We start from the raw sequence: 18,547 nt of genomic DNA on the forward strand, positions 1-18,547 counted from the left end.
ATGACCGATTGCTGGCGTTCCTGAAAAACTTGTGACCAGCTATGTGCCGCTTAGCGCTCGGTCGTGTGTTACCGTACCGCGGCGCTTTGCGCACCGGGACATAGTTCGGGGCGGGACATAGTCGAGCCTATTGCCAGCAGTCAATAGGCTCGAGAGTACCGTTCGCTACCTCGGCATTGAAGTGGACGACGCCCTTGAGATGGCAGAGCAAACCGAAGTATGAAGGCAACTGGCCGGCGAGCGGACGCTTGCCGGCCAGCAGGGGCCACCAGATCCATGCTCGCGACCGTCCGTTTAAGGTGGGAGAGTGGTTGCGTATTGCGGACACTAAGCCTTCCGGCCACGACTTCACATACGACAAGGTTCACTGTATTGCTCCAAGGTCTCCGTCTGTCAGGGCGAATTGATGAACCCCCATTCAGCCTTGTATAACCGGCCGAGGGACACTAACCTATTCAGCATGCGTCGGCTGGGAACGCTTCGACCCGATGTCGGCATGCACCCGGCCGAGCCGTGATGGATGTTTGCCATGGAACATGACGAATTCAGCGTCTTTGAGCTTCGGGGCTGGGAAACAGTCGCGCAGCCATATCACTCGTATTTTGGTGAACTGACGACGCAGTCCAATGATGCGCTGCTCGATGCGCTTGACGTCGGTGCCAGCGTCCAGTTCCTTGATGTCGCGTCGGGCCCTGGCTATCTAGCGGCAGCGGCGGCGCGTCGTGGCGCCGATGTAGTAGGCGTCGATTTCGCGGATGCGATGGTCCAGCAAGCGAGACGGCTTTTTCCCTCCCTCACGTTCCGTCCCGGGGGCGCCGAAAAGCTGCCTTTCGAGGATATGAGTTTTGACGCGGTCGGCATCAGCTTCGGAATGCTCCATTTCGCTCGTCCCGAGGCTGCGCTCACCGAAGCGTTTCGGGTGCTGCGCCCGGGTGGCAGAATCGCTTTCACTGTTTGGGCGTCGCCTGACCAGGCTGTTGGATTCCGCATGGTGCTCAAGGCCATTGAGGAGCACGGCCGCATGGATGTCCAGCTACCGCCTGGGCCTCCGTTCTTCCGTTTCAGCGATTCGCACGAGTCGGAACGTGCGCTGCTTGAAGCGGGCTTCGTTGAACCCTGCATTAAGATAGTCAGTCAGACGTTGCGTCTTCGCGCACCCGAAACGCCTTTCGACGTCCTGATGCGCGGCGGCGTGCGCGTCGCTGCGATCTTGAGGGCGCAGTCGCCACAGGCGCTGGCTGCGATCCAGAAAGCAGTGGCCGACGACGTCGCATCGTATACGACCAACGGTGAGGTGCAAGTTCCGATGCCGTGTGTGCTCGCATCCGCCAGAAAGCCCTGAGCAGCTGTCGGCACTGAACCCGAAGCTGGGTTACACCGGTTGCGTCCGACCCTGCGGCGTGAGGCGGAAGGCCGCCTTGAATCGCGGTAGTGACAGTCGCCGAGAGTACCCGAAGGGCAGCAACGGCCGACTTGGTCCACTCGCCGACGGCGCAGTGGCGGCCAGGTGCTCCCAGTCGCCTTCGGCCAGAACACGGCCAGTTCCTGACGTTCGCCCGCATAAGCAGATAGACACTCAGGCGGTCAATTCTCGCGGGACGGCAGTCATTCGCGTTGGAATCGGTTCACGGTGCGCTGTCTGCCAGATGCATCCGTCGCATGCATATCAGGCCTCCGCGTGCCCCACACACCCACGGCTGCGCCCACGCGCCCTCGTCTGCGACTGAAGCACGCCTTCATCGATCTGACGTCGTCGTCACTCCCTTCGCGCGGCTTCCTTGTTGCTGAAAGAAAGGAATCCCGGCAAGAAAACGTTGTCGGCAGCACCTGGAATACGAGCATGACTTAGCGACTTGAGGTATGCCTCACCTGTTTGAAATCCGAAGGCAACACTGTCCGGACCGGGAAGCACGCAGTGCACCGAAAAGGTGAAATTAAATTCGCAATTCAAAAGGACACGGACCGTCACGAGAAACTGAACTGGAGTCGGTAGGACGTCACGCCATTGACATCGCCATGCCGCAGCGCCATTGCACACGTGGAAAACGCCATTTTCCGCTGCGAGGGTTGAGTTATCCATGACCCTGATCTAGCCTAAATCTGTCCACAAGCCAGCGCTTTTTCCCAGATTACCGGGTGATGGTTGCGAGCCACGAAATTTACGACACGGCAAGCGGCGTGACGGCAGTCGCGGAGCCTCCGGATCCGTGTGGCACCCGGACTGCGTGCGGGAGTGACGCGTCGATCGGCATCCTCAGGGTCGTGTCGAGCCAGACGGCGCGCTTTAGCGCGGTGAGCGTGGCTAAGCCAACTACCCCAGGACCCCTGCCGGGTCGAGCTGAGCTTTGTCGACGCGAACGGGCAGACGCTCACGAATGGCTACGGCGTGCCCCTGCAGCAGGAGTTCATGCTGACACCCGGCGTGGCGAGCATGCTGGATTTTCATCCGCTCGCCAGCGGGCCAGCCCTCGCGCGGCCGGTGCTGCGCGCCATCAACACCTCGGAAGGAGCGCTGCAGCAGTGCAAGATCGTGACGGGCGCCGAGGTCATTGACGACTCGAACGGCTCGACGACATCGGTCTCGCCGTCGACCCTGCCGCTGCCCGGTCCGCCGAATTAATGCCACAGCTCCCGGAAAGCGCGGGCTTGATCACCCGATCGGAATATTGAACGCGAGGAAAATGCCATGACCAGCCTGTATGAAAGATTGGGCGGCGCGCCAGCGCTCGATGTCGCGGTGGACAAGTTCTACGAGAACGTTCTCGAGGACACCCGCATCAATCACTTTTTTCGCGGAGTCGATATGCCGCGGCTGCGGCGGCATCAGAAGTCCTTTCTGGCGTATGCCTTCGGTGGCGTGCCTGCTTTTGACGGGCGCACGCTGCGCGCCGCCCACGGGAATCCGCGCGCTCTCGGGCTGAACGACGATCATTTCGACGCCGTGATAGAAAACCTTTCGATGGCACTCCAGGAGTTGGGCGTCGCCAGCGAACTCATCGAAGAGGTCAGGCTCGTTGCGGAGTCGGTTAGAGCGGACGTCCTGAACCGTTAGACTGGTTCCGGGACTTACGGTGAGGCAATGTCATCAAATGCGCCGCGCCCCGCTCCCTCCGGGAGCCGGCGCGCGACATAGTGGTTCTGCGAACGAATCGGATCGGCGATTTGGGGCACGCACTTCCTGTTTGCCAGCAAATGCTTGAAGGGCCAATCGCGTCTGCCGAATGAGAGAAGGAACGGTCACCATGTGGCGAATTCTGCTGATTCAGGGCGCTAACATGATTCACCTGGGCAAGCGTGAACCGGAGATATACGGCAAGACGACGGCGAGCGAGCTTGACGCCATGCTGCACCAGCATGCGCGCTCGAAAGGTTACGAACTGGAGATCTTCTACACCAACGTCGAAGGAGAAGCGATCAATCGCATCTATCGAGCCGTTGAAGATGGTGTCGACGGCCTCGTCATGAATCCCGCGGGCTTCAACTATGCGGGATATGCGCTGCGCGATTGCATAAAGGGTGCAGCGCTACCCTATGTGGAAGTACACATGACGAATGTCGAAGCACGGGGAATCAAATGTTTGATCGCGAAAATCGCGGATGGCGTAATCTTCGGTCTTGGAGTTCACAGCTACGTGCTTGGATTGGAAGCCATGCTTTATTTGCTCACCAATGCACCTACTGGGACGCTCAAGACGCACGGCGGCCAATCTGCCGATACGGGCGGACGGGAGTAAGCAGCGGGTCACATATATAGGCCGAATTCTGTCCGTGAACGGCCATATCGAGCGCCTGCTCGACTCTTCGGGGTCGATCCAGCCTCGCTTCTCAACCGCGCAAGTCGTAGCCAGCGGCCAAATAACGCAATGTGATGGAGCGTTGCGAGTTGCACACCTTGCGAGCGGTGTCGCGCTCGGATATGGGGCCTCCTTGATGCGCGTTCCAAGATCGCGAGTTTCGACTGCTGCGCCAGCCTGAATGGATTGCGCGGAAGGCGTCCTCCAGGTGCGGCGAATCCCTGACCTCACGCTTCGAACCGCTCGGCCATGCGTAGCAACATCGCGACAACCATGACCATGCCGGGAACGAGATAAGCGGCATGTTGATGGACTCGGGTGAGGAAGGAAGCCGTGAAAATGACGGCGAGTATCCATACGCCCACGAGATGCAGCTTCTTCCAGTTGGCCGGACCGATCAGACGCGCCGGCATTGCGAACGATGTGACCGTCAGCAACAGAATCATCAAATAGCCGATGGAGCCCGGTATGTTTGTCGCGGGCGTACGCCCCACCCAGAATGCCTCGGGCGCTGTCCTGATGTAGATAATGAGCGCCGTTGCGTGAAAAAATTGCGAGGCGGCGAACGACAATCCGATAAACCGCCGCTCCCGGACCAGGGCGCGGGTTAGCGCCGACGGGACGAGTCGCGCAAACGAGGTGGCAAGAAATACCGCGAGAAACAGGATAAAGGACGTGCGAGCCGTTGCTCGTATCGCGTATTGCAGCGATGCAACGCGGTCCGGCGCTATTGCAGAGGACACCGCTGCGAACAGCGCAACGACCATGGTTAGCATACCGAATAGTTTCCAGCGTGTCATTGAGATTGTTCCAGGATGATTGTCAGCTTGACGACATGATGTGAAAGTCGCCATCTCCACCGATTGGCCGGCCCGTACAGGCGTGGGAACTGGAGTGGCTCAGAGACTACGCGGACCAAACCCCGAATACGAGCGCAATCGGCTGATCTGTGGTGGCGCAAGATAGCCAGTCTTGACCAAAGGAAGTTCGCCGAGGAGTTGTCTCAGGCCGTCTTCGTCATCTGCTTCCGAAATCATGCAGGCTCCCCCTTCTGCCCTCAGCCATACCTGCCGAACTATCCCGGAGGCGTAAAGACGGCGGACAAACTCGGCCTCCGCCTCAACCTCTTCCTTGTGAGGGGACATGGAAAATGCGTTTTCGGAACGGGAAATCATCACGAGGTATTGCATGTTGCTCTCCAGGGTATGGCACTGCGATCAGGTGGGCGGCTTCGTACGAACAATACGAACAACTCCGGGCTTGTTGACTCAGACTTTTGTATATGATCTTCATAGTAACAAGATTCTTCCTCGCATGTAAACCGGGTCATATACAACAATAAAGCTGCATAAACCCCCAATTAAGGTATGGGATTCACGCCAAACTTGACGCTATGTTTTTCATATATACAATGCCGGAACAGAGAGGCTTCACTCTAGCCGTACCGGCATCACGAGTCGCACGCGTGTCCGGATGAGTGGCGAGCCGTTTCAGCTCAACGTTCTGGTGTGAACCCCTTCCGGAGAAATGCAATGAGCCGCTTCACCTACGAGGCCAGATCAACCGCACTGCTGTTCGTCGATCCTTTTAACGACTTCCTCTCCGAAGGAGGCAAAGTCTGGCCCTTCGTCAAGGATGTCGCTGAAGAAGTCGGACTGCTGGAGAATCTGCGACGTATCAACGGAGCCGTCCGCGATGCCGGTGTCCAGGTGGTCTACGTACCGCACCGCCGGTGGCAGCCGGGCGACTATCAGTGCTGGTGTCATCCGAGCCCGAGCCAGCGCAAGATCATGGACGGTCATCACTTCGCGAAGGGCGAGTGGGGCGGCGAATGGCACCCCGACTTTACGCCGCAACGAGGTGACGTCGTGGCGCTCGAACACTGGGGCTCCAGTGGTTTTGCCAATACGGATCTCGACTTCCAGCTTAAGCAGCATCGCATCACGCACGTGGTGATCGTCGGCCTGCTGGCCAACACCTGCATAGAGGCTACGGCGCGATATGCAACGGAGCTTGGTTACCACGTGACGCTCGTGAAGGACGCAACGGCCGCTCTCAAGCGGGAAGCGATGCACGCGGCGCATGAGCTGAACGGGCCGACCTACGCGCACAATATCGTGAGCACCCGCGAGTTCCTCGACGCATTGCCCAAAGCCTGATCACGCCTTGCTCTGTAATTCGTGCGATTCCGACGATACCGCGCGTTCCGCCCAACTCCGCCCCCCCTACCTTAGCGAAGGCACCCATGATCTCCCCGCGCCAGGTCTTTCTGATGGCACTTTGCTGCGCGCTCGCGGTCTCGCCCATCTACTACCATCAGCCGCTGCTGCCGCAGATCGCATCGACCTTCGCTGTGCCGTCGGCGCGTGGGAGCCTCATCGCCACCCTCACCCAGCTCGGCTATGCGATGGGACTGCTGCTCTTCGTCCCGCTCGCCGACGGCGTCCATCCACGCAAACTGGCAACGCGTGCGATCATCGCGAACGCAGTGGCGCTGCTCGCCTGCGCAGCGGCACCGTCCTTCTTCGCGCTGGCTCTATGCAGCTTCCTCGTTGGGACGACATCAATCTCAGCGCAAATCATCATCCCGTCGGTCTCGGGCATGGCTACCCCCGAGACGCGCGGACGCGTAGTCGGCTCCCTGCTGGGTGGCCTCTCTTCTGGCGTCCTGCTGGCACGCACACTGAGTGGCATCGTCGGTGCGCTGTGGGGTTGGCGTTCGATATTCGTGATCGCTTCCGCCATCGACATCGGCCTTCTGCTTGTCATCAGAGAGCTGCCTGCGTCGAATGCGCTCGCGGCGATCCGCTATCGCGAGTTGATGCACTCGCTCGCTGGCCTCGTCCGCAAGGAACAGCTACTACGCCTCTCGGCAACGATGGGGTTTCTTGTGTTCGCCGCATTCAGCGCGCTCTGGGCAACACTCGCGGTACTACTCGCACGAGCGCCCTACCATTACGGCCCGGCCACGATCGGAGCATTTGGGCTGATCGGCCTTGTCGGTCTTTCGGTATCGCCACGACTGGGCGCGATCGTCGATCGCGTCGGCGCGCGCCATGTTGCAACCGCAGGCGCACTCACGGTCGCCATCGCGTTTGCATTTGTCGCAGCGGGCGCACGCAGCCTGGTGTGGTTGATCGTCGGGATGGTGTTGCTGGATCTGGGCAATCGCGCGAGCTTCATTGCCAACCAGGCGCGAATCTATGCACTGCGGCCCGAAGCCCGCAGCCGCCTGAACACCGTTTTCATGGTTTCGTACTTTCTTGGCGGCGCAGTCGGTGCAGCACTTGGCGGTGCGGGGGCCCTGCACGCTGCCTGGCTCGGCCTCGCCGCGATCGGCGCCTTGCTCTCGCTCGCCGCCGTGGTGGTCAATACGCTCGCATACGCACGATCCAGTTCGGCCGTTGCTGACGGGCACGCATGACCCGGCCACCCGCAAACATCACTCTCCGATCGGCAACGGCTCAATAGCTCGAGCCATCGGGAAACGATTTGCTCAGGAGAATCACATGACCTTCAAAGCACTGCTCGCGACGAAACCGCGTGACGTGATCTCGACTCGCATCGTCAATATGCGCGAGCAGGACCTCATGCCCGGAGACGTTACCATTGCAGTCGAATATTCGACCTTGAACTTCAAGGACGCACTCGCCATCTCTGGACGCGCGGAGATCATCCGCGAGTTTCCACTGGTCGCGGGCATCGACCTGGCCGGGACCGTCGAGGCATCCACGTATCCCGGCATTTCCAGCGGCGACCGTGTCGTCCTCAACGGTTGGGAGCTCAGTCAGAACCATCACGGCGGATTCGCGCAAAAGGCACGCGTGAAGGGCGAGTGGCTCGTCAAGCTTCCAGAAGTCTTTTCCGCGCACGACGCGATGGCAATCGGCACGGCCGGATATACGGCCATGCTTGCCGTGTTGGCGCTGGAACATGGCGGCCTCTCGCCACAAAGCGGCGACGTCCTCGTCACAGGTGCCAATGGAGGCGTCGGCTCGATCGCCATTGCCATCCTGTCGGGCCTCGGGTATCGCGTCGTCGCATCAACCGGACGCCCCGCGGAAGCCGACTATCTGCACAGCCTCGGCGCCGCGGAAGTGATCGACCGGCGAACGCTCTCGGAGCCAGGTGTGCCGCTCGCCCGCGAACGTTGGGCGGGTGCCGTGGACTCCGTCGGGCATCACACGCTGGCTAACGTGCTGGCCCAGACGCAGTACCGCGGCGTGGTCGCCGCTTGCGGCCTCGCACAGGGCTCGGGCCTCCCCGGGTCGGTCATGCCCTTCATCCGACGCAACGTGACCCTCGCGGGCATCGATTCTGTCAATGCTCCCCAGTCCGTACGCATCAATGCCTGGGCGCGGCTTGCGCGCGACCTCGATTTGAGCAAACTCGGCCGCGCGACGAAGGTGATCGGGCTCGCCGACGTTCCTGCTGTCGCGGGCCAGATACTGGAAGGCAAGATTCAGGGTCGCACAGTCGTAGACGTCAATGCGTAGACGCTTCCCCCCGCAACACCCGTGATACCGGAGTTCGCAATGTCTGCAGTTCGTTCCACGTCCCACGTGAGCGATGCATCATCGCTCGATGCCCGCGCGCTCTTCGCAGCCTTCGCCGGGCTTTGCGGCAGTCTGGTCGCCATCGGTCTCGCGCGCTTCGCCTACACGCCGCTCATTCCCTCAATGATCCAGGCGCACTGGTTCAGTTCCTCGCAGACCGTCACGCTCGGCGCGGCAAATTTCGCCGGCTATCTGATGGGTGCGATGGCAGGACGGCCGCTCGTTGCAAAGCTGTCGAACCGGGCCGCCTTGCGACTCCTGATGGCCGCAGTGACGATCGCGTTCTTCGCGTGCGCCTGGCCCGTCTCTGTCGCGTGGTTCTTCTTCTGGCGTCTGCTGTCGGGCTTTTCCGGTGGCGCGATCATGGTACTCGTCGCGACATCGATCCTCCCGCACATTCCTGCGCCCCGCCGCGGCTTCGCGAGCGGGATGATCTTCCTCGGGCTGGGCCTCGGCGTTGCGGCATCGGGCACATTGATCCCGCAACTCCTGTCGACCGGACTGCGCAACACGTGGCTCGGCCTCGGCATGCTCTCGTTTTCGCTCACGGCCTTGAGCTGGTCCGGCTGGCCAGCGACGAATGCGCCGGCTGCACACGCCGAACCAGCGCACAAGGCTGAGCGTGGCAGCCTCGCGCTGCGTGTGCTCTACGCACAATACGCCGCGAACGCGCTCGGCCTCGTGCCTGTGATTGTGCTGCTCGTGGACTACGTGGCGCGCGGCCTCGGCCGCGGCGCAGCAGTGGGCGCCGACTATTGGGTGCTATATGGTCTCGCCGCCATCGCGGGGCCCGTGATCTGCAGCAATCTGGGCAGCCGCATTGGCTTTCGCGCAGCCTGGCGCGCCGGCCTTGTGCTACAGGCCATCGCGATCGTGGTACTGGCGAAGACCGGAGATCCCTATGTCCTCGCAGGCGCCACAGTCATCCTGGGCGTGTTCACGCCTGGAATCGTGCCGCTCGTTCTCGGACGCATCAACGAGTTGCTACCGGACAATTTCCTGGAACAGCGCGCAGCGTGGAGCCGCGCAACCACGGCTTTCGCCCTCTTTCAGGCACTCGGCGGCTATGGAGACTCGTATCTGTTTTCTCGCCTTCACAACGACTACGCGCTCGTATTCCTGTGCGGCGCGGCCACTCTCGCACTAGCCTTCGTCACGGACTTCCTGGTGCACGCGCGACGCACGGAACAGACTGGACGACAGCCCGCTGCGCGCTGACTGAACTATTCGGATCTGGCCTTCGCGGCCCGATATGTCTCGCGCCTCTTCTCGCGCTCTTTCGCAAACGAAGCACTCAAGGTTGCATCGAGGTCGCGACGCTCCACGTATTCTCCGCACGACGGGCAGATATAGTCGAGGCCAACCTCGTGCCCGCACACACGATGCGTAAAATGCACCGCGACTTCCTCGCCTTTGCTCTTGCACCAGGTCTCGCCCCAGGTGCGTAGCGCCTGGATCACCGGATAGTACGCCCGGCCTTTCTCCGTGAGACGGTACTCGTAGCGCAACGGCCTTTCCTGATACGGATGGCGCTCTACCATCCCGTCCGCTTCGAGTGACTTCAGCCGCGTCGCCAGCATCTGGGGCGTCGCCTCCGTCTGAATCTGGATTTCCTCGAATCGGGTCGCGCCCATGTACAGCTCGCGCAGCACAAGCGTCGTCCACTTGTCGCCGACAACTTCGGTCGATCGCGCCACAGGGCACACCGTGGCCACCCCTTTCTCTCTGCGCTTCATTTTGCCTCCATCGTAACTACTATTTTCATAGTATCACGGATTGCGTCACGGCGATGACATCCGCATCCGGGGCGAGAAATGCGTTCGATACCCGCGCAGTGGGTATTGTGTTTATGTTCCAGTTGCAACTATGAAATTCATATATATACTCGACTCGTGAGGCAACGAAGTGCTCGACGTCGTGCAGAAGTTCCGCGCAACGGGTGTCGGTTGTGTCGTGCCCCATCCCGAACCGTTTTTCCGGAGAACATCATGACGGACCTCGTCTATCACGCCGAACACACCGGTCTTTTGCTGGTCGACCCGTACAACGACTTCCTGTCACATGGCGGCAAGATCTTTCCGATGATCGAGGCAGTCGCCAACGACGTTCGGCTCCTCGACAATTTGCGCGCAACGGTGGTCGCCGCACGCAAGGCTGGCATTCAGGTGTTCTATGTGCCGCATCGCCGCTGGCAGCCTGGCGATTACGAAGACTGGGACCATCCGAACCCGACGCAACGGCTCGTGCAAAAGCGCCAGACCTTCGCAAAGGGGACGTGGGGCGGTGAATGGCACCCCGATTTCGTTCCCCAGGAAAACGACATCATGATCCACGAGCATTGGGCGCAAAGCGGCTTCGCCAACACGGACCTCGATTTCCAGCTCAAGCAGCACAAGATTTCGCACGTGATTACCGTCGGCCTGCTCGCGAACACCTGCATTGAATCCACCGCGCGATTCGCGATGGAGCTCGGCTATCACGTGACGCTCGTACGCGACGCGACCGCCGCATTCACGCCGGAACTGATGCGGGCCGCCCACGAACTGAACGGACCCACGTTTGCTCATTCGATCGTCACGACGGCCGAATTGCTGACAGCATTGCCAGCGTGAGCATTATGCCGACGACGACGGAGTGAAACGGTCAACACACTAATAACAAACACCAAAAGGACGCACGCATGTTTACCATCTGGGGACGTGCCAATTCGGTCAACGTCCAGAAGCTCTTGTGGCTTTGCGAAGAGCTTTCCCTACGCTATAACCGGATAGACGCCGGTCTGCAGTTCGGACACAACACCGAAGCCGACTACGTCGCGATGAATCCGATGGGCAAGGTCCCCACCCTCGTCGACGGCGATTTCGTGCTTTGGGAATCGAACTCGATCCTGCGCTATATCGTGATGCAGTACGGTGGACCCGGCACACTCTATCCCGCCGATCCAAAGGCGCGGTCCAGCATCGACCGCTGGCTCGACTGGTCGCTCTCGACTTTGCAGCCGGCCGAGCGGCCCGTGTTCTGGGGAATCGTCCGCACACCCGAGGCCAAGCGAGACGTCGAGAAAATTGCCGCCGATGTCGTAAAGGTCACGGAAGTCTGGAAAGTGCTCGACGTACAATTGAAGCGTCGCGACTTCGTCGAAGGCGAGTCGTTCACGATTGCGGATATCGTGCTCGGTGCGTTCGCGAAGCGATGGTTTGGATTACCGGGCATAGAACGTGCTCGAATGGCCAATCTCGAACGCTGGTACGCGTCGCTCGCCACGCGTCCGGGTTTCAACAAGCATGTCGATGTCGAATTGAGCTGAATCCATGAAGACCGAACCGATCACGCTCTATGCATGGAACACGCCTAATGGCCGCAAGGCCAGCGTCGCGCTCGAGGAAATGGCGTTGCCGTACGTCGTTCAGCCTGTGAATATCGGCAACCGCGAGCAGTTCGAGGCGTCATTTCTATCCATCAGCCCGAACAACAAGATTCCGGCCATCGTCGATCCAGACGGCCCCGACGGTCAGCCTATCAGCGTGTTCGAGTCGGGTGCGATTCTTCTCTATCTTGGAGAAAAGACCGGCCGATTCCTTCCACGCGGTCTACGCGAGCGGGTGCCCGTGATCGAATGGCTCATGTGGCAGATGGGTGGTTTCGGACCGATGCCCGGACAGGTGCACCACTTCGCCGCCCTAGCTTCCGAGGGCGACAGACGCTACGGTCTCAAGCGCTTCTCAGACGAAACACGACGGCTTTATTCGGTGCTGAACGAAAGGCTCGCCGGCCATGAGTACGTGGCCGGCGAGCCTTCGATCGCCGACTTTGCCATCATTGGCTGGGCGTGGCGACACGAGCGGCACAAGGTCGATCTTGCGGACTACCCAAACGTCAAGCGATGGTACGACGCCATGTTCGATCGCCCCGCGGTGCGTCGCGGCTTCGAGGTCAAGCTTGACTAAAAGAATTACGTAGCCATCCTGATCGACTCTCTGGATCGTCACCAACAGGCCCGTGAGTTCAACTCAAGCTGGGTCTGATAAGGCGCGACCGGTGAAGAGTGCGAGGGATTCCTTTACGAATGCGCGAACGGCGGGAGAAAGCTCTCGCCGCCTGCTGGCCAATGCGAGATGACACGGATACTCGAAATCCGCGATCGGCCGATAGCAGATTCCCGGTTGTGTGAAGTTGCGCATCGATTCCGGGACGACGACCACGCCGTAACCGGCCGATGCGAGACTGATCGCGGCGATGAAGTCATGAACGCGATGTTCCAGAAAAGGAACGAAGCCTCCCGCTGCACCCAGCGCGGTAAGCACCTCGCTGAATCCCCCGTCGTCGTCGAAATGGGGGGAAATAAACCGCTGATCTTTCAGATCGCTGACCGACACGTGGCTGCGTGCCGCCAATGCGTGGTCCTCGGCCATCGCGACCAAAAGGCATTCGGTCTGCACGATCGTGGCCACGATCCCTGCCGGATGCTGGCGCCAGGGCCTCACGATACCCACATCGATCTCGCCTTCGACGAGCGCCTCGAACTGACGCGGCGTCTCCATGGCCACGACCTCGATGCGCACGTCGCCGTGCGTGATGCGAAACTGATGCAGCATCCTCGAGAGCACGCCGCTGCTCACGCCGGATGCGACCGATCCGATCCGCACCACACCGGCGAGGCCCCTGGCCGCCAGCCGGCCGACCTGATCCGCGCGCTCGATATGCCGTAGTGCTGCAACCGCTTCGGCATGGAACAAGCGCCCCGCATCGGTCAGCGTAACGGGCTGTCGCTTGTTCCGGTTCAGGAGACGAACGCCGATCTCCTGCTCGAGCCGTTGAATCTGGGCGCTGAGCGCCGATTGCGCGACATTCAGTCGATCCGCTGCCTTGGCAAAGTGCAGATCCTCCACCACAGCAACGAAGTATCGCAGTTGACGGGCGTCGATCATTTAATCTCCTGGAGCGAATAAACATTCGCGGATAGCGTCTGGATGATATCAAAGAAGAGGCATCAAATAGAGCCCTGAAACAACAGGAGGACAACATGGACGCACTGATCACTCACCCTGGTTCCATCACGCACCGGCAGCCGCTTTTCCGCTTGTCGGCGCATCCCACCCATCACCGCATCATGAACGTGACGATCGACCCCAACGCGCTGACCGGATTCCTGGCGGACGTGCGCGATATCGACGTCCAGAATCTCGAGTATGTCCCGTTCATGCGCCATCACCTTGCCGATCTGCTGGTCGAGCGTCTCGGTGACGACTTTGCCGACATGCTCGTCGAGCTGCTCAAGGACCGTCGGCACGGCGGTTTCACCATCGGCCTCCAGGACCTTTCGCAAGACCCTTCTGACTTCGTGAAGTTCGGTACGGCCATCGGTCATATCCTCGGCCCGAGCAATCACGATGCGATGTCGGGAACGTACTACGCCCGCTTCGTGGTGAAGCACACCGATAACAGCGACTCATATCTTCGTCAGGCATACCGGCTGTTCACGATGCACACCGACGGCACGTACGTGAGCGACGCAACGGACTGGCTGCTGATGATGAAATTCGCGGAGCGAAGCGCGGTCGGCGGCGAATCGCGGTTTCTGCACATCGACGACTGGGAAGAGCGCGATCGCTTCGTCAATCACAAGCTCGGCACGAAGCCATTCTTCTACAAGGGATCCGGGTCCAAGAACGTCAACGAGCAGATCGAGCGGCCGCTGTTCTTTCAAAGCGAATTCGGTCTGTCGATCTCGTTCATCGACCAGTTCGTTCAGCCGTCCAACCGTGAAGAAGCGGCATTTCTCCGCTCACTGTCCCAGTCGATGGAAACGTCGGCCGGCACGAAGGAAGTGTCTTTGCCGGTCGGCGGTCTGGTGGTGCTGAACAACTATTTTTACCTTCACGGCCGGGCGCCATTCCAGCCGAACGAATCGCTGTTCCGCGAGTTGATGCGCCAGCGCGGTTCGTTTGCGTCTTGATGTCGCCGGCGCTCTGGCGTAGTCGGGCACACCGACCGCCGAGGGCCGACGCAGCGATTTCGATGTAACACAGTGGGACGGTGAGATGAACAACTACGCAGAGCACGTGACAGTGCAGGAGACGACGCCCGCCGGGCGAATTGAACAAGCGGCTTACGGGGTCAAGCAACATCTCCCCCGGCGCCTGCGCCAGATCCTCTCGCTCGCGGACTTCGAGGCGGCGGCACGGCGTGTTCTGCCGCGTCCGCTCTTCGGCTATATTTCAGGCGCAGCGGAGGACGGCATGTCGATCGCGGCGAATCGGGCTGCGTTCGAACACTTGAAGTTCCACACGAAAGTGCTTGTCGACGTGTCTCGCCGGTCACAGCAGACAACGATCTTCAACCACACCTATTCGTCTCCGTTCGGAATCGCACCGGTCGGAATCAGTGCCATTTCGGCATATCGCGGCGACATCGCGTTGGCCGCGGCCGCGAAGGATGAAAACATTCCTGCGATCATGAGCGGCTCCTCGCTCATTCCGATGGAGACGGTCAATGCCGAGGCACCAGGCACCTGGTTCCAGGCCTATCTCCCCGGCGACGCCGCCCGCCGCGACGCCCTGATCGAGCGCGTCAAGGCCGCCGGCTTCGCGACGCTCGTTCTCACAGTCGACATTCCCGTTTGGGCGAACCGCGAAAACAACGTGCGCACGGGCTTCTCGCTGCCGCTGCGCCCGTCGCTGCGTCTCGCGATGGACGGTATTTCCCATCCGCGCTGGCTGCTCGGCACGTTCGCCCGGACACTGATCAATCACGGGATGCCCCACTTCGAGAACTCATTTGCGACACGAGGGGCACCGATGCTGTCCGCTTCGGCGGTACGCGACACCACCGGACGCGACCATCTGTCATGGTCGGACATCGCAAGCATTCGTCAACGTTGGAGCGGGAATCTGGTCATCAAAGGCATTCTTCACGCGGACGATGCACGGCGCGCACTCGCGATTGGCGCGGACGGGATCGTCGTGTCGAACCACGGTGGACGCCAACTGGACGGTGCAGTCGAACCGCTAGCCGTATTGCCGCAGATTTGTGATGCCGTTGGTGACAAGACCGTCGTAATGATGGACAGCGGAATCCGGCGCGGGGGAGATGTCCTGAAGGCGCTCGCGCTCGGTGCGCAGTTCGTATTCGCGGGGCGCCCGTTCATGTACGCCGCCGCGGTGGGCGGCGTGCCGGGTGTTCGACATGCAATCGGCCTTCTCAGGGACGAAGTCGATCGAAACATGGCAATGCTCGGCACGGTAGCGATTCGCGAGATCGATCGCGCAATACTGGCCTGAACGGCGCGTTCCAACCGAATAACGTGGCCCTGCTGGTGTATGAAAACCGGCCGCCTATCAATTAGGATTCCGGATCACGTGGACTTCAAGAAACTACCCCCTCTGCCCATCCCGGGCGTTACATGGGAGGGACTGGCGTACGCAGTCCGGACCGCAGGCGCATCGCTGATCGCACTCTACATCGCGTTTTGCATGAACCTCGACGATCCGAAATGGGCTGCAATCACCGTGTGGGTCGTCGCCCAGAATAGTCGGGGCATGAGCGTCTCGAAGAGCCAGTACCGGATCCTCGGTACTGCGCTGGGCGCGGTCGCAGCACTCGTGTTCGTCGCCCTGTTTGCGCAGACGCCGGAATTGTTCCTGTTGGGACTCGCCGGCTGGATTGGACTTTGCACCGGCTTGGCGACGGCACTGCGGAATTTTCGCGCATATGCAGCGGTACTGGCGGGCTATACGGCAGCGATCATCGGGCTGGACGCCGCTTCCGCACCCCTTCACGCATTCGATATTGCGCTCGCGCGCTTTGTCTATGTTGTCGTTGGCATTCTGGTCGAAGCAACCCTCACTGCAATCCTCGCCCCTGGGGCGCCGTTACGAGAGGTACGCGAGCAATTTCATGGCTACGTGAGCAAGGCTTCGCAGTTCGGCGCACGCGCGCTGCGCCGCGAGACGGATGAAGTCGCCATACACAAGCTGTTTGCTGCCGCCCTCGAACTGGACACTGCGGCGGAATATGCTGCCGCGGCATCCGCGGAAGTCCGTCTCGCCGTTGGACATCTGCGTGCCGCAATCGTCGCCGTACTCACGCAACTGAGCGCCATCCACGCATTGCGAGCGCAACTGACTCGCCACCCCGATCTTCAGATTGATGTTGTCGATGAAACGGCAACGCTGTTAGCAGGCGATGACACCGATTCCTCCAGTGCCAAATCCAGAATCGCCTCTCTGAAGTCGAGAATCAAGCACGCTCTTGCCTCGGAAGGATACGGCCAGCACGGCTCGCAGAGTGGCAGGCTGTTCATTCTTGATCGGCTAACCCTGCTTCTCACAGCGCGGGAGCAGGTTATCGCACGAAAATCATGTCTGGACCAGGCAAATCCTCCGCGATCTCTCGTGAAATTTGCCTTCCACCATGACCACGTGCTTGCCTGGCACAACGGCATGCGGGCGTTTTTCGCTGTGGTAGCCGCGTCGATTTTCTGGCTATTTAGCGCGTGGCCGTCGGGCGCGGGTTTCGTCGCCACAGTTGGAGTGGTGAGCGCACTCTTCGCCACGCGCCCCAATTCCATAGCCGCCGCGATGGGATGGTTCAAGGGCGCATTCATTGCGGCACTGGCAGGCATCCTTTGTAATTTTGTTTTGCTACCGGCAGTGACGAACTTCGTTCCGCTGGCGTGTATTGCTGGCTTGTTCACGATCTCTGCGGGTCTTGCGATGCGCAATCCTCGAACGGCATCGATTGGCAGCGGATTTGCCCTGTTCTTCTGGAATTTTACTTCACCCAGCAACGTGGCGCGTATTAACGATGCGGCGTTCCTGAACGACGCCCTGTCCACCCTGCTGGCAATCGCCTGGGCCACGCTCGCGTTTTCGGTTTTGTTTCCGGCGGACCGTGCGTCGAGCATCGCGCGCCTGCAACACGCGGTCCGGCGGGATCTTTCCAGCCTGGCCAGCCACCCACAACGATGGCGGCGAGATGCCTGGCTTAGCTGCACTGCCGATCGCCTCGGCCGCCGTTTCGCCACGGAAGCCTCCAGCGCGAAGCCCGGATCAGGTGCGCAAACCGGCCTGCGCGAACTGCTTGCGGCATGGACGATAGGTGACAGCGTGCTCGCGCTGCAACACGGTGCCTCGTCACATCCAGGCTTGCGCCGCTCGATGACAGTCATCCAGGGACGCCTGCGCACGCTGGATTTCGCGCGCCTCGCAACGGTCTGCGACGCACTTGCAGCCAGATTGCTGCGGCAGGCCTCGATCCCCGCCGATCGGGCCAGCCCCGATCTGTTGGATGGTGCGGCACTTCTGCAAACGATCGCGGTTTCGGCAAAAGAGTATATGGACGCATCGCGCGGGTATGCCGATCCGGCATGAACGGCATTGCCGCCACCCATCCCGTGCTGTGCGGCGCAATAAAGGAAATACGATGGACACGCTAAGCAACATGAGGATGTTTGTGCGCGTAGTTGAGGCTGGCAGCTTCACCGCTGCGGCCAACTCCGTGGATAAATCTACCGGTCAGGCGTCGCGGGCCGTCACTGAACTGGAGGCACATCTGCAGACGCGTCTGCTAAACCGTTCGACTCGGCACGTTGGTGTGACGGAAGCAGGTCAGCGTTACTTGCAGCATTGCTACCGGATTCTGGCTTTCGTGGATCAGGCGGAGGCCGAGGCGTCGAATGCGCACTTGCAGCCGTCGGGACGCCTGCGCGTGCATGCCACCGCGAGTTTCGGTCAGCACTATGTGATGCCCGCAGTCCTGCGGTACCAGGCGCTGTTTCCGCAGGTCTCCGTCGAATTGACGCTTTCACAACACGTTCCCGACCTGATCGAAGAAGGCTACGACGTGTCGGTTCAACTAGGCGCGATTGAGTTGCCGGACTCCGGTCTCGTGTCGGTCCCGGTCGCAAAGACCTGCAACATCTTGTGCGCGTCGCCTTCGTATCTCACCCGGCATGGCACCCCTGCCACGGTGGCCGACCTCGCCGCTCACATCTGCATGCGCACCAGTAGTCCGGTATTCCCGCAAAGCCGATGGAATCTGGATGGTCCCCATGGCACGGAAACCTTTGAGTGCGTATTTCGGGGAAGTTGAACGCCCGTTTCGGTGAAGTCGAACAGGCCAGGAGGGAGGTGCTGCGTAGTGCTTAGATTGTACTGCGAGTGTTCGAGATCAGGCTACTTTTTGATCAGGCGCGTT

General features: G+C 60.5%; 19 protein-coding genes and 2 pseudogenes. 16 read left to right on the forward strand and 5 right to left on the reverse strand.

What is annotated here, in order from left to right; all coding sequences use genetic code 11:
• Positions 1-145: 145 nt before the first annotated feature.
• A pseudogene (locus tag AB4Y42_RS41835) lies at positions 146-223 on the forward strand (integrase); the annotation flags it as partial.
• A gap of 306 nt (positions 224-529) precedes the next feature.
• A complete protein-coding gene (locus tag AB4Y42_RS41840) occupies positions 530-1,342 on the forward strand; it encodes a class I SAM-dependent methyltransferase (protein ID WP_368692755.1) in 813 nt (270 codons plus the stop codon).
• 414 nt (positions 1,343-1,756) lie between these two features.
• Here AB4Y42_RS41840 and AB4Y42_RS41845 read toward each other — a convergent pair whose 3' ends face one another.
• Positions 1,757-2,080, reverse strand: coding sequence for a hypothetical protein (locus AB4Y42_RS41845; RefSeq protein WP_368697590.1), 324 nt, complete (start codon positions 2,078-2,080; stop codon positions 1,757-1,759).
• A 327-nt stretch (positions 2,081-2,407) separates the two neighbouring features.
• On the opposite strand from AB4Y42_RS41845, the gene AB4Y42_RS41850 reads away from it, so the two are divergent.
• The 3 genes from AB4Y42_RS41850 (at position 2,408) to AB4Y42_RS41860 (ending at position 3,734) form a co-directional block, all read left to right on the forward strand.
• Positions 2,408-2,620, forward strand: a complete 213-nt coding sequence (locus AB4Y42_RS41850; protein ID WP_368692756.1) for a hypothetical protein — start codon at positions 2,408-2,410, stop codon at positions 2,618-2,620.
• A gap of 66 nt (positions 2,621-2,686) precedes the next feature.
• A complete protein-coding gene (locus tag AB4Y42_RS41855) occupies positions 2,687-3,052 on the forward strand; it encodes a group 1 truncated hemoglobin (protein ID WP_368692757.1) in 366 nt (121 codons plus the stop codon).
• A 190-nt stretch (positions 3,053-3,242) separates the two neighbouring features.
• Positions 3,243-3,734 (forward strand): type II 3-dehydroquinate dehydratase, encoded by a 492-nt coding sequence (locus tag AB4Y42_RS41860; RefSeq protein WP_368697591.1) that lies wholly within the window; start codon positions 3,243-3,245, stop codon positions 3,732-3,734.
• 287 nt (positions 3,735-4,021) lie between these two features.
• On the opposite strand, the gene AB4Y42_RS41865 is transcribed toward AB4Y42_RS41860, so the two are convergent.
• Positions 4,022-4,594, reverse strand: a complete 573-nt coding sequence (locus AB4Y42_RS41865) for a hypothetical protein (RefSeq protein WP_368697592.1) — start codon at positions 4,592-4,594, stop codon at positions 4,022-4,024.
• A 99-nt stretch (positions 4,595-4,693) separates the two neighbouring features.
• A complete protein-coding gene (locus AB4Y42_RS41870) occupies positions 4,694-4,984 on the reverse strand; it encodes a hypothetical protein (RefSeq protein WP_368692760.1) in 291 nt (96 codons plus the stop codon).
• 342 nt (positions 4,985-5,326) lie between these two features.
• Between AB4Y42_RS41870 and AB4Y42_RS41875 the strand changes: the two genes are divergently transcribed.
• From AB4Y42_RS41875 to AB4Y42_RS41890, 4 genes are all read left to right on the forward strand, one after another.
• Positions 5,327-5,953, forward strand: coding sequence for an isochorismatase family cysteine hydrolase (locus AB4Y42_RS41875; protein ID WP_368692761.1), 627 nt, complete (start codon positions 5,327-5,329; stop codon positions 5,951-5,953).
• Positions 5,954-6,039: 86 nt separating this feature from the next.
• Positions 6,040-7,218: an MFS transporter gene (locus AB4Y42_RS41880; protein WP_368697593.1), complete on the forward strand. Its 1,179-nt coding sequence runs from the start codon at positions 6,040-6,042 to the stop codon at positions 7,216-7,218.
• Positions 7,219-7,303: 85 nt separating this feature from the next.
• Positions 7,304-8,290: an MDR family oxidoreductase gene (locus AB4Y42_RS41885; protein ID WP_368697601.1), complete on the forward strand. Its 987-nt coding sequence runs from the start codon at positions 7,304-7,306 to the stop codon at positions 8,288-8,290.
• A 39-nt stretch (positions 8,291-8,329) separates the two neighbouring features.
• The gene (locus tag AB4Y42_RS41890; protein WP_368697594.1) at positions 8,330-9,568 is read left to right on the forward strand and encodes a YbfB/YjiJ family MFS transporter; all 1,239 of its coding nucleotides are present in this window, start codon (positions 8,330-8,332) and stop codon (positions 9,566-9,568) included.
• Positions 9,569-9,573: 5 nt separating this feature from the next.
• Here AB4Y42_RS41890 and AB4Y42_RS41895 read toward each other — a convergent pair whose 3' ends face one another.
• The gene (locus AB4Y42_RS41895) at positions 9,574-10,086 is read right to left on the reverse strand and encodes a helix-turn-helix domain-containing protein (RefSeq protein ID WP_124599808.1); all 513 of its coding nucleotides are present in this window, start codon (positions 10,084-10,086) and stop codon (positions 9,574-9,576) included.
• Positions 10,087-10,338: 252 nt separating this feature from the next.
• Here AB4Y42_RS41895 and AB4Y42_RS41900 point away from each other — a divergent pair, with 252 nt between their 5' ends.
• The 3 genes from AB4Y42_RS41900 (at position 10,339) to AB4Y42_RS41910 (ending at position 12,297) form a co-directional block, all read left to right on the forward strand.
• Complete coding sequence (locus AB4Y42_RS41900) at positions 10,339-10,962, forward strand: cysteine hydrolase (RefSeq protein WP_368697595.1); 624 nt, start codon at positions 10,339-10,341, stop codon at positions 10,960-10,962.
• A 68-nt stretch (positions 10,963-11,030) separates the two neighbouring features.
• Complete coding sequence (locus AB4Y42_RS41905; RefSeq protein WP_368697596.1) at positions 11,031-11,657, forward strand: glutathione S-transferase family protein; 627 nt, start codon at positions 11,031-11,033, stop codon at positions 11,655-11,657.
• A gap of 4 nt (positions 11,658-11,661) precedes the next feature.
• Positions 11,662-12,297 (forward strand): glutathione S-transferase family protein, encoded by a 636-nt coding sequence (locus tag AB4Y42_RS41910; RefSeq protein WP_368697597.1) that lies wholly within the window; start codon positions 11,662-11,664, stop codon positions 12,295-12,297.
• A gap of 63 nt (positions 12,298-12,360) precedes the next feature.
• On the opposite strand, the gene AB4Y42_RS41915 is transcribed toward AB4Y42_RS41910, so the two are convergent.
• The gene (locus AB4Y42_RS41915) at positions 12,361-13,278 is read right to left on the reverse strand and encodes a LysR family transcriptional regulator (RefSeq protein WP_368692766.1); all 918 of its coding nucleotides are present in this window, start codon (positions 13,276-13,278) and stop codon (positions 12,361-12,363) included.
• A 95-nt stretch (positions 13,279-13,373) separates the two neighbouring features.
• Here AB4Y42_RS41915 and glaH point away from each other — a divergent pair, with 95 nt between their 5' ends.
• The 4 genes and pseudogenes from glaH to AB4Y42_RS41935 form a co-directional block, all read left to right on the forward strand.
• Positions 13,374-14,306 carry a glutarate dioxygenase GlaH gene (gene glaH / locus AB4Y42_RS41920; RefSeq protein WP_368697598.1) on the forward strand — a complete coding sequence of 311 codons (933 nt, stop codon included), beginning with the start codon at positions 13,374-13,376 and terminating at the stop codon, positions 14,304-14,306.
• 85 nt (positions 14,307-14,391) lie between these two features.
• Positions 14,392-15,630, forward strand: a complete 1,239-nt coding sequence (locus tag AB4Y42_RS41925) for an alpha-hydroxy acid oxidase (protein WP_368697599.1) — start codon at positions 14,392-14,394, stop codon at positions 15,628-15,630.
• Positions 15,631-15,669: 39 nt separating this feature from the next.
• Positions 15,670-17,721, forward strand: a complete 2,052-nt coding sequence (locus AB4Y42_RS41930) for an FUSC family protein (protein ID WP_368697600.1) — start codon at positions 15,670-15,672, stop codon at positions 17,719-17,721.
• Between the two features lie 52 nt (positions 17,722-17,773).
• Positions 17,774-18,421 (forward strand): annotated as a pseudogene (locus AB4Y42_RS41935) (LysR substrate-binding domain-containing protein); the annotation flags it as partial.
• Between the last annotated feature and the right edge of the window lie 126 nt (positions 18,422-18,547).

Source organism: Paraburkholderia sp. EG286B, assembly GCF_040965655.1.
In the GTDB taxonomy this organism is placed as follows: Bacteria; Pseudomonadota; Gammaproteobacteria; order Burkholderiales; family Burkholderiaceae; genus Paraburkholderia.

What these genes read in the sequence shown, in the direction of transcription:
- AB4Y42_RS41840 (WP_368692755.1), top strand. Translation starts at nt 530, where the DNA reads ATGGAACATGACGAATTCAGCGTCTTTGAGCTTCGGGGCTGGGAAACA.
- AB4Y42_RS41845 (WP_368697590.1), bottom strand. Translation starts at nt 2,080, where the DNA reads ATGGATAACTCAACCCTCGCAGCGGAAAATGGCGTTTTCCACGTGTGC.
- AB4Y42_RS41850 (WP_368692756.1), top strand. Translation starts at nt 2,408, where the DNA reads ATGCTGACACCCGGCGTGGCGAGCATGCTGGATTTTCATCCGCTCGCC.
- AB4Y42_RS41855 (WP_368692757.1), top strand. Translation starts at nt 2,687, where the DNA reads ATGACCAGCCTGTATGAAAGATTGGGCGGCGCGCCAGCGCTCGATGTC.
- AB4Y42_RS41860 (WP_368697591.1), top strand. Translation starts at nt 3,243, where the DNA reads ATGTGGCGAATTCTGCTGATTCAGGGCGCTAACATGATTCACCTGGGC.
- AB4Y42_RS41865 (WP_368697592.1), bottom strand. Translation starts at nt 4,594, where the DNA reads ATGACACGCTGGAAACTATTCGGTATGCTAACCATGGTCGTTGCGCTG.
- AB4Y42_RS41870 (WP_368692760.1), bottom strand. Translation starts at nt 4,984, where the DNA reads ATGCAATACCTCGTGATGATTTCCCGTTCCGAAAACGCATTTTCCATG.
- AB4Y42_RS41875 (WP_368692761.1), top strand. Translation starts at nt 5,327, where the DNA reads ATGAGCCGCTTCACCTACGAGGCCAGATCAACCGCACTGCTGTTCGTC.
- AB4Y42_RS41880 (WP_368697593.1), top strand. Translation starts at nt 6,040, where the DNA reads ATGATCTCCCCGCGCCAGGTCTTTCTGATGGCACTTTGCTGCGCGCTC.
- AB4Y42_RS41885 (WP_368697601.1), top strand. Translation starts at nt 7,304, where the DNA reads ATGACCTTCAAAGCACTGCTCGCGACGAAACCGCGTGACGTGATCTCG.
- AB4Y42_RS41890 (WP_368697594.1), top strand. Translation starts at nt 8,330, where the DNA reads ATGTCTGCAGTTCGTTCCACGTCCCACGTGAGCGATGCATCATCGCTC.
- AB4Y42_RS41895 (WP_124599808.1), bottom strand. Translation starts at nt 10,086, where the DNA reads ATGAAGCGCAGAGAGAAAGGGGTGGCCACGGTGTGCCCTGTGGCGCGA.
- AB4Y42_RS41900 (WP_368697595.1), top strand. Translation starts at nt 10,339, where the DNA reads ATGACGGACCTCGTCTATCACGCCGAACACACCGGTCTTTTGCTGGTC.
- AB4Y42_RS41905 (WP_368697596.1), top strand. Translation starts at nt 11,031, where the DNA reads ATGTTTACCATCTGGGGACGTGCCAATTCGGTCAACGTCCAGAAGCTC.
- AB4Y42_RS41910 (WP_368697597.1), top strand. Translation starts at nt 11,662, where the DNA reads ATGAAGACCGAACCGATCACGCTCTATGCATGGAACACGCCTAATGGC.
- AB4Y42_RS41915 (WP_368692766.1), bottom strand. Translation starts at nt 13,278, where the DNA reads ATGATCGACGCCCGTCAACTGCGATACTTCGTTGCTGTGGTGGAGGAT.
- glaH (WP_368697598.1), top strand. Translation starts at nt 13,374, where the DNA reads ATGGACGCACTGATCACTCACCCTGGTTCCATCACGCACCGGCAGCCG.
- AB4Y42_RS41925 (WP_368697599.1), top strand. Translation starts at nt 14,392, where the DNA reads ATGAACAACTACGCAGAGCACGTGACAGTGCAGGAGACGACGCCCGCC.
- AB4Y42_RS41930 (WP_368697600.1), top strand. Translation starts at nt 15,670, where the DNA reads ATGAAAACCGGCCGCCTATCAATTAGGATTCCGGATCACGTGGACTTC.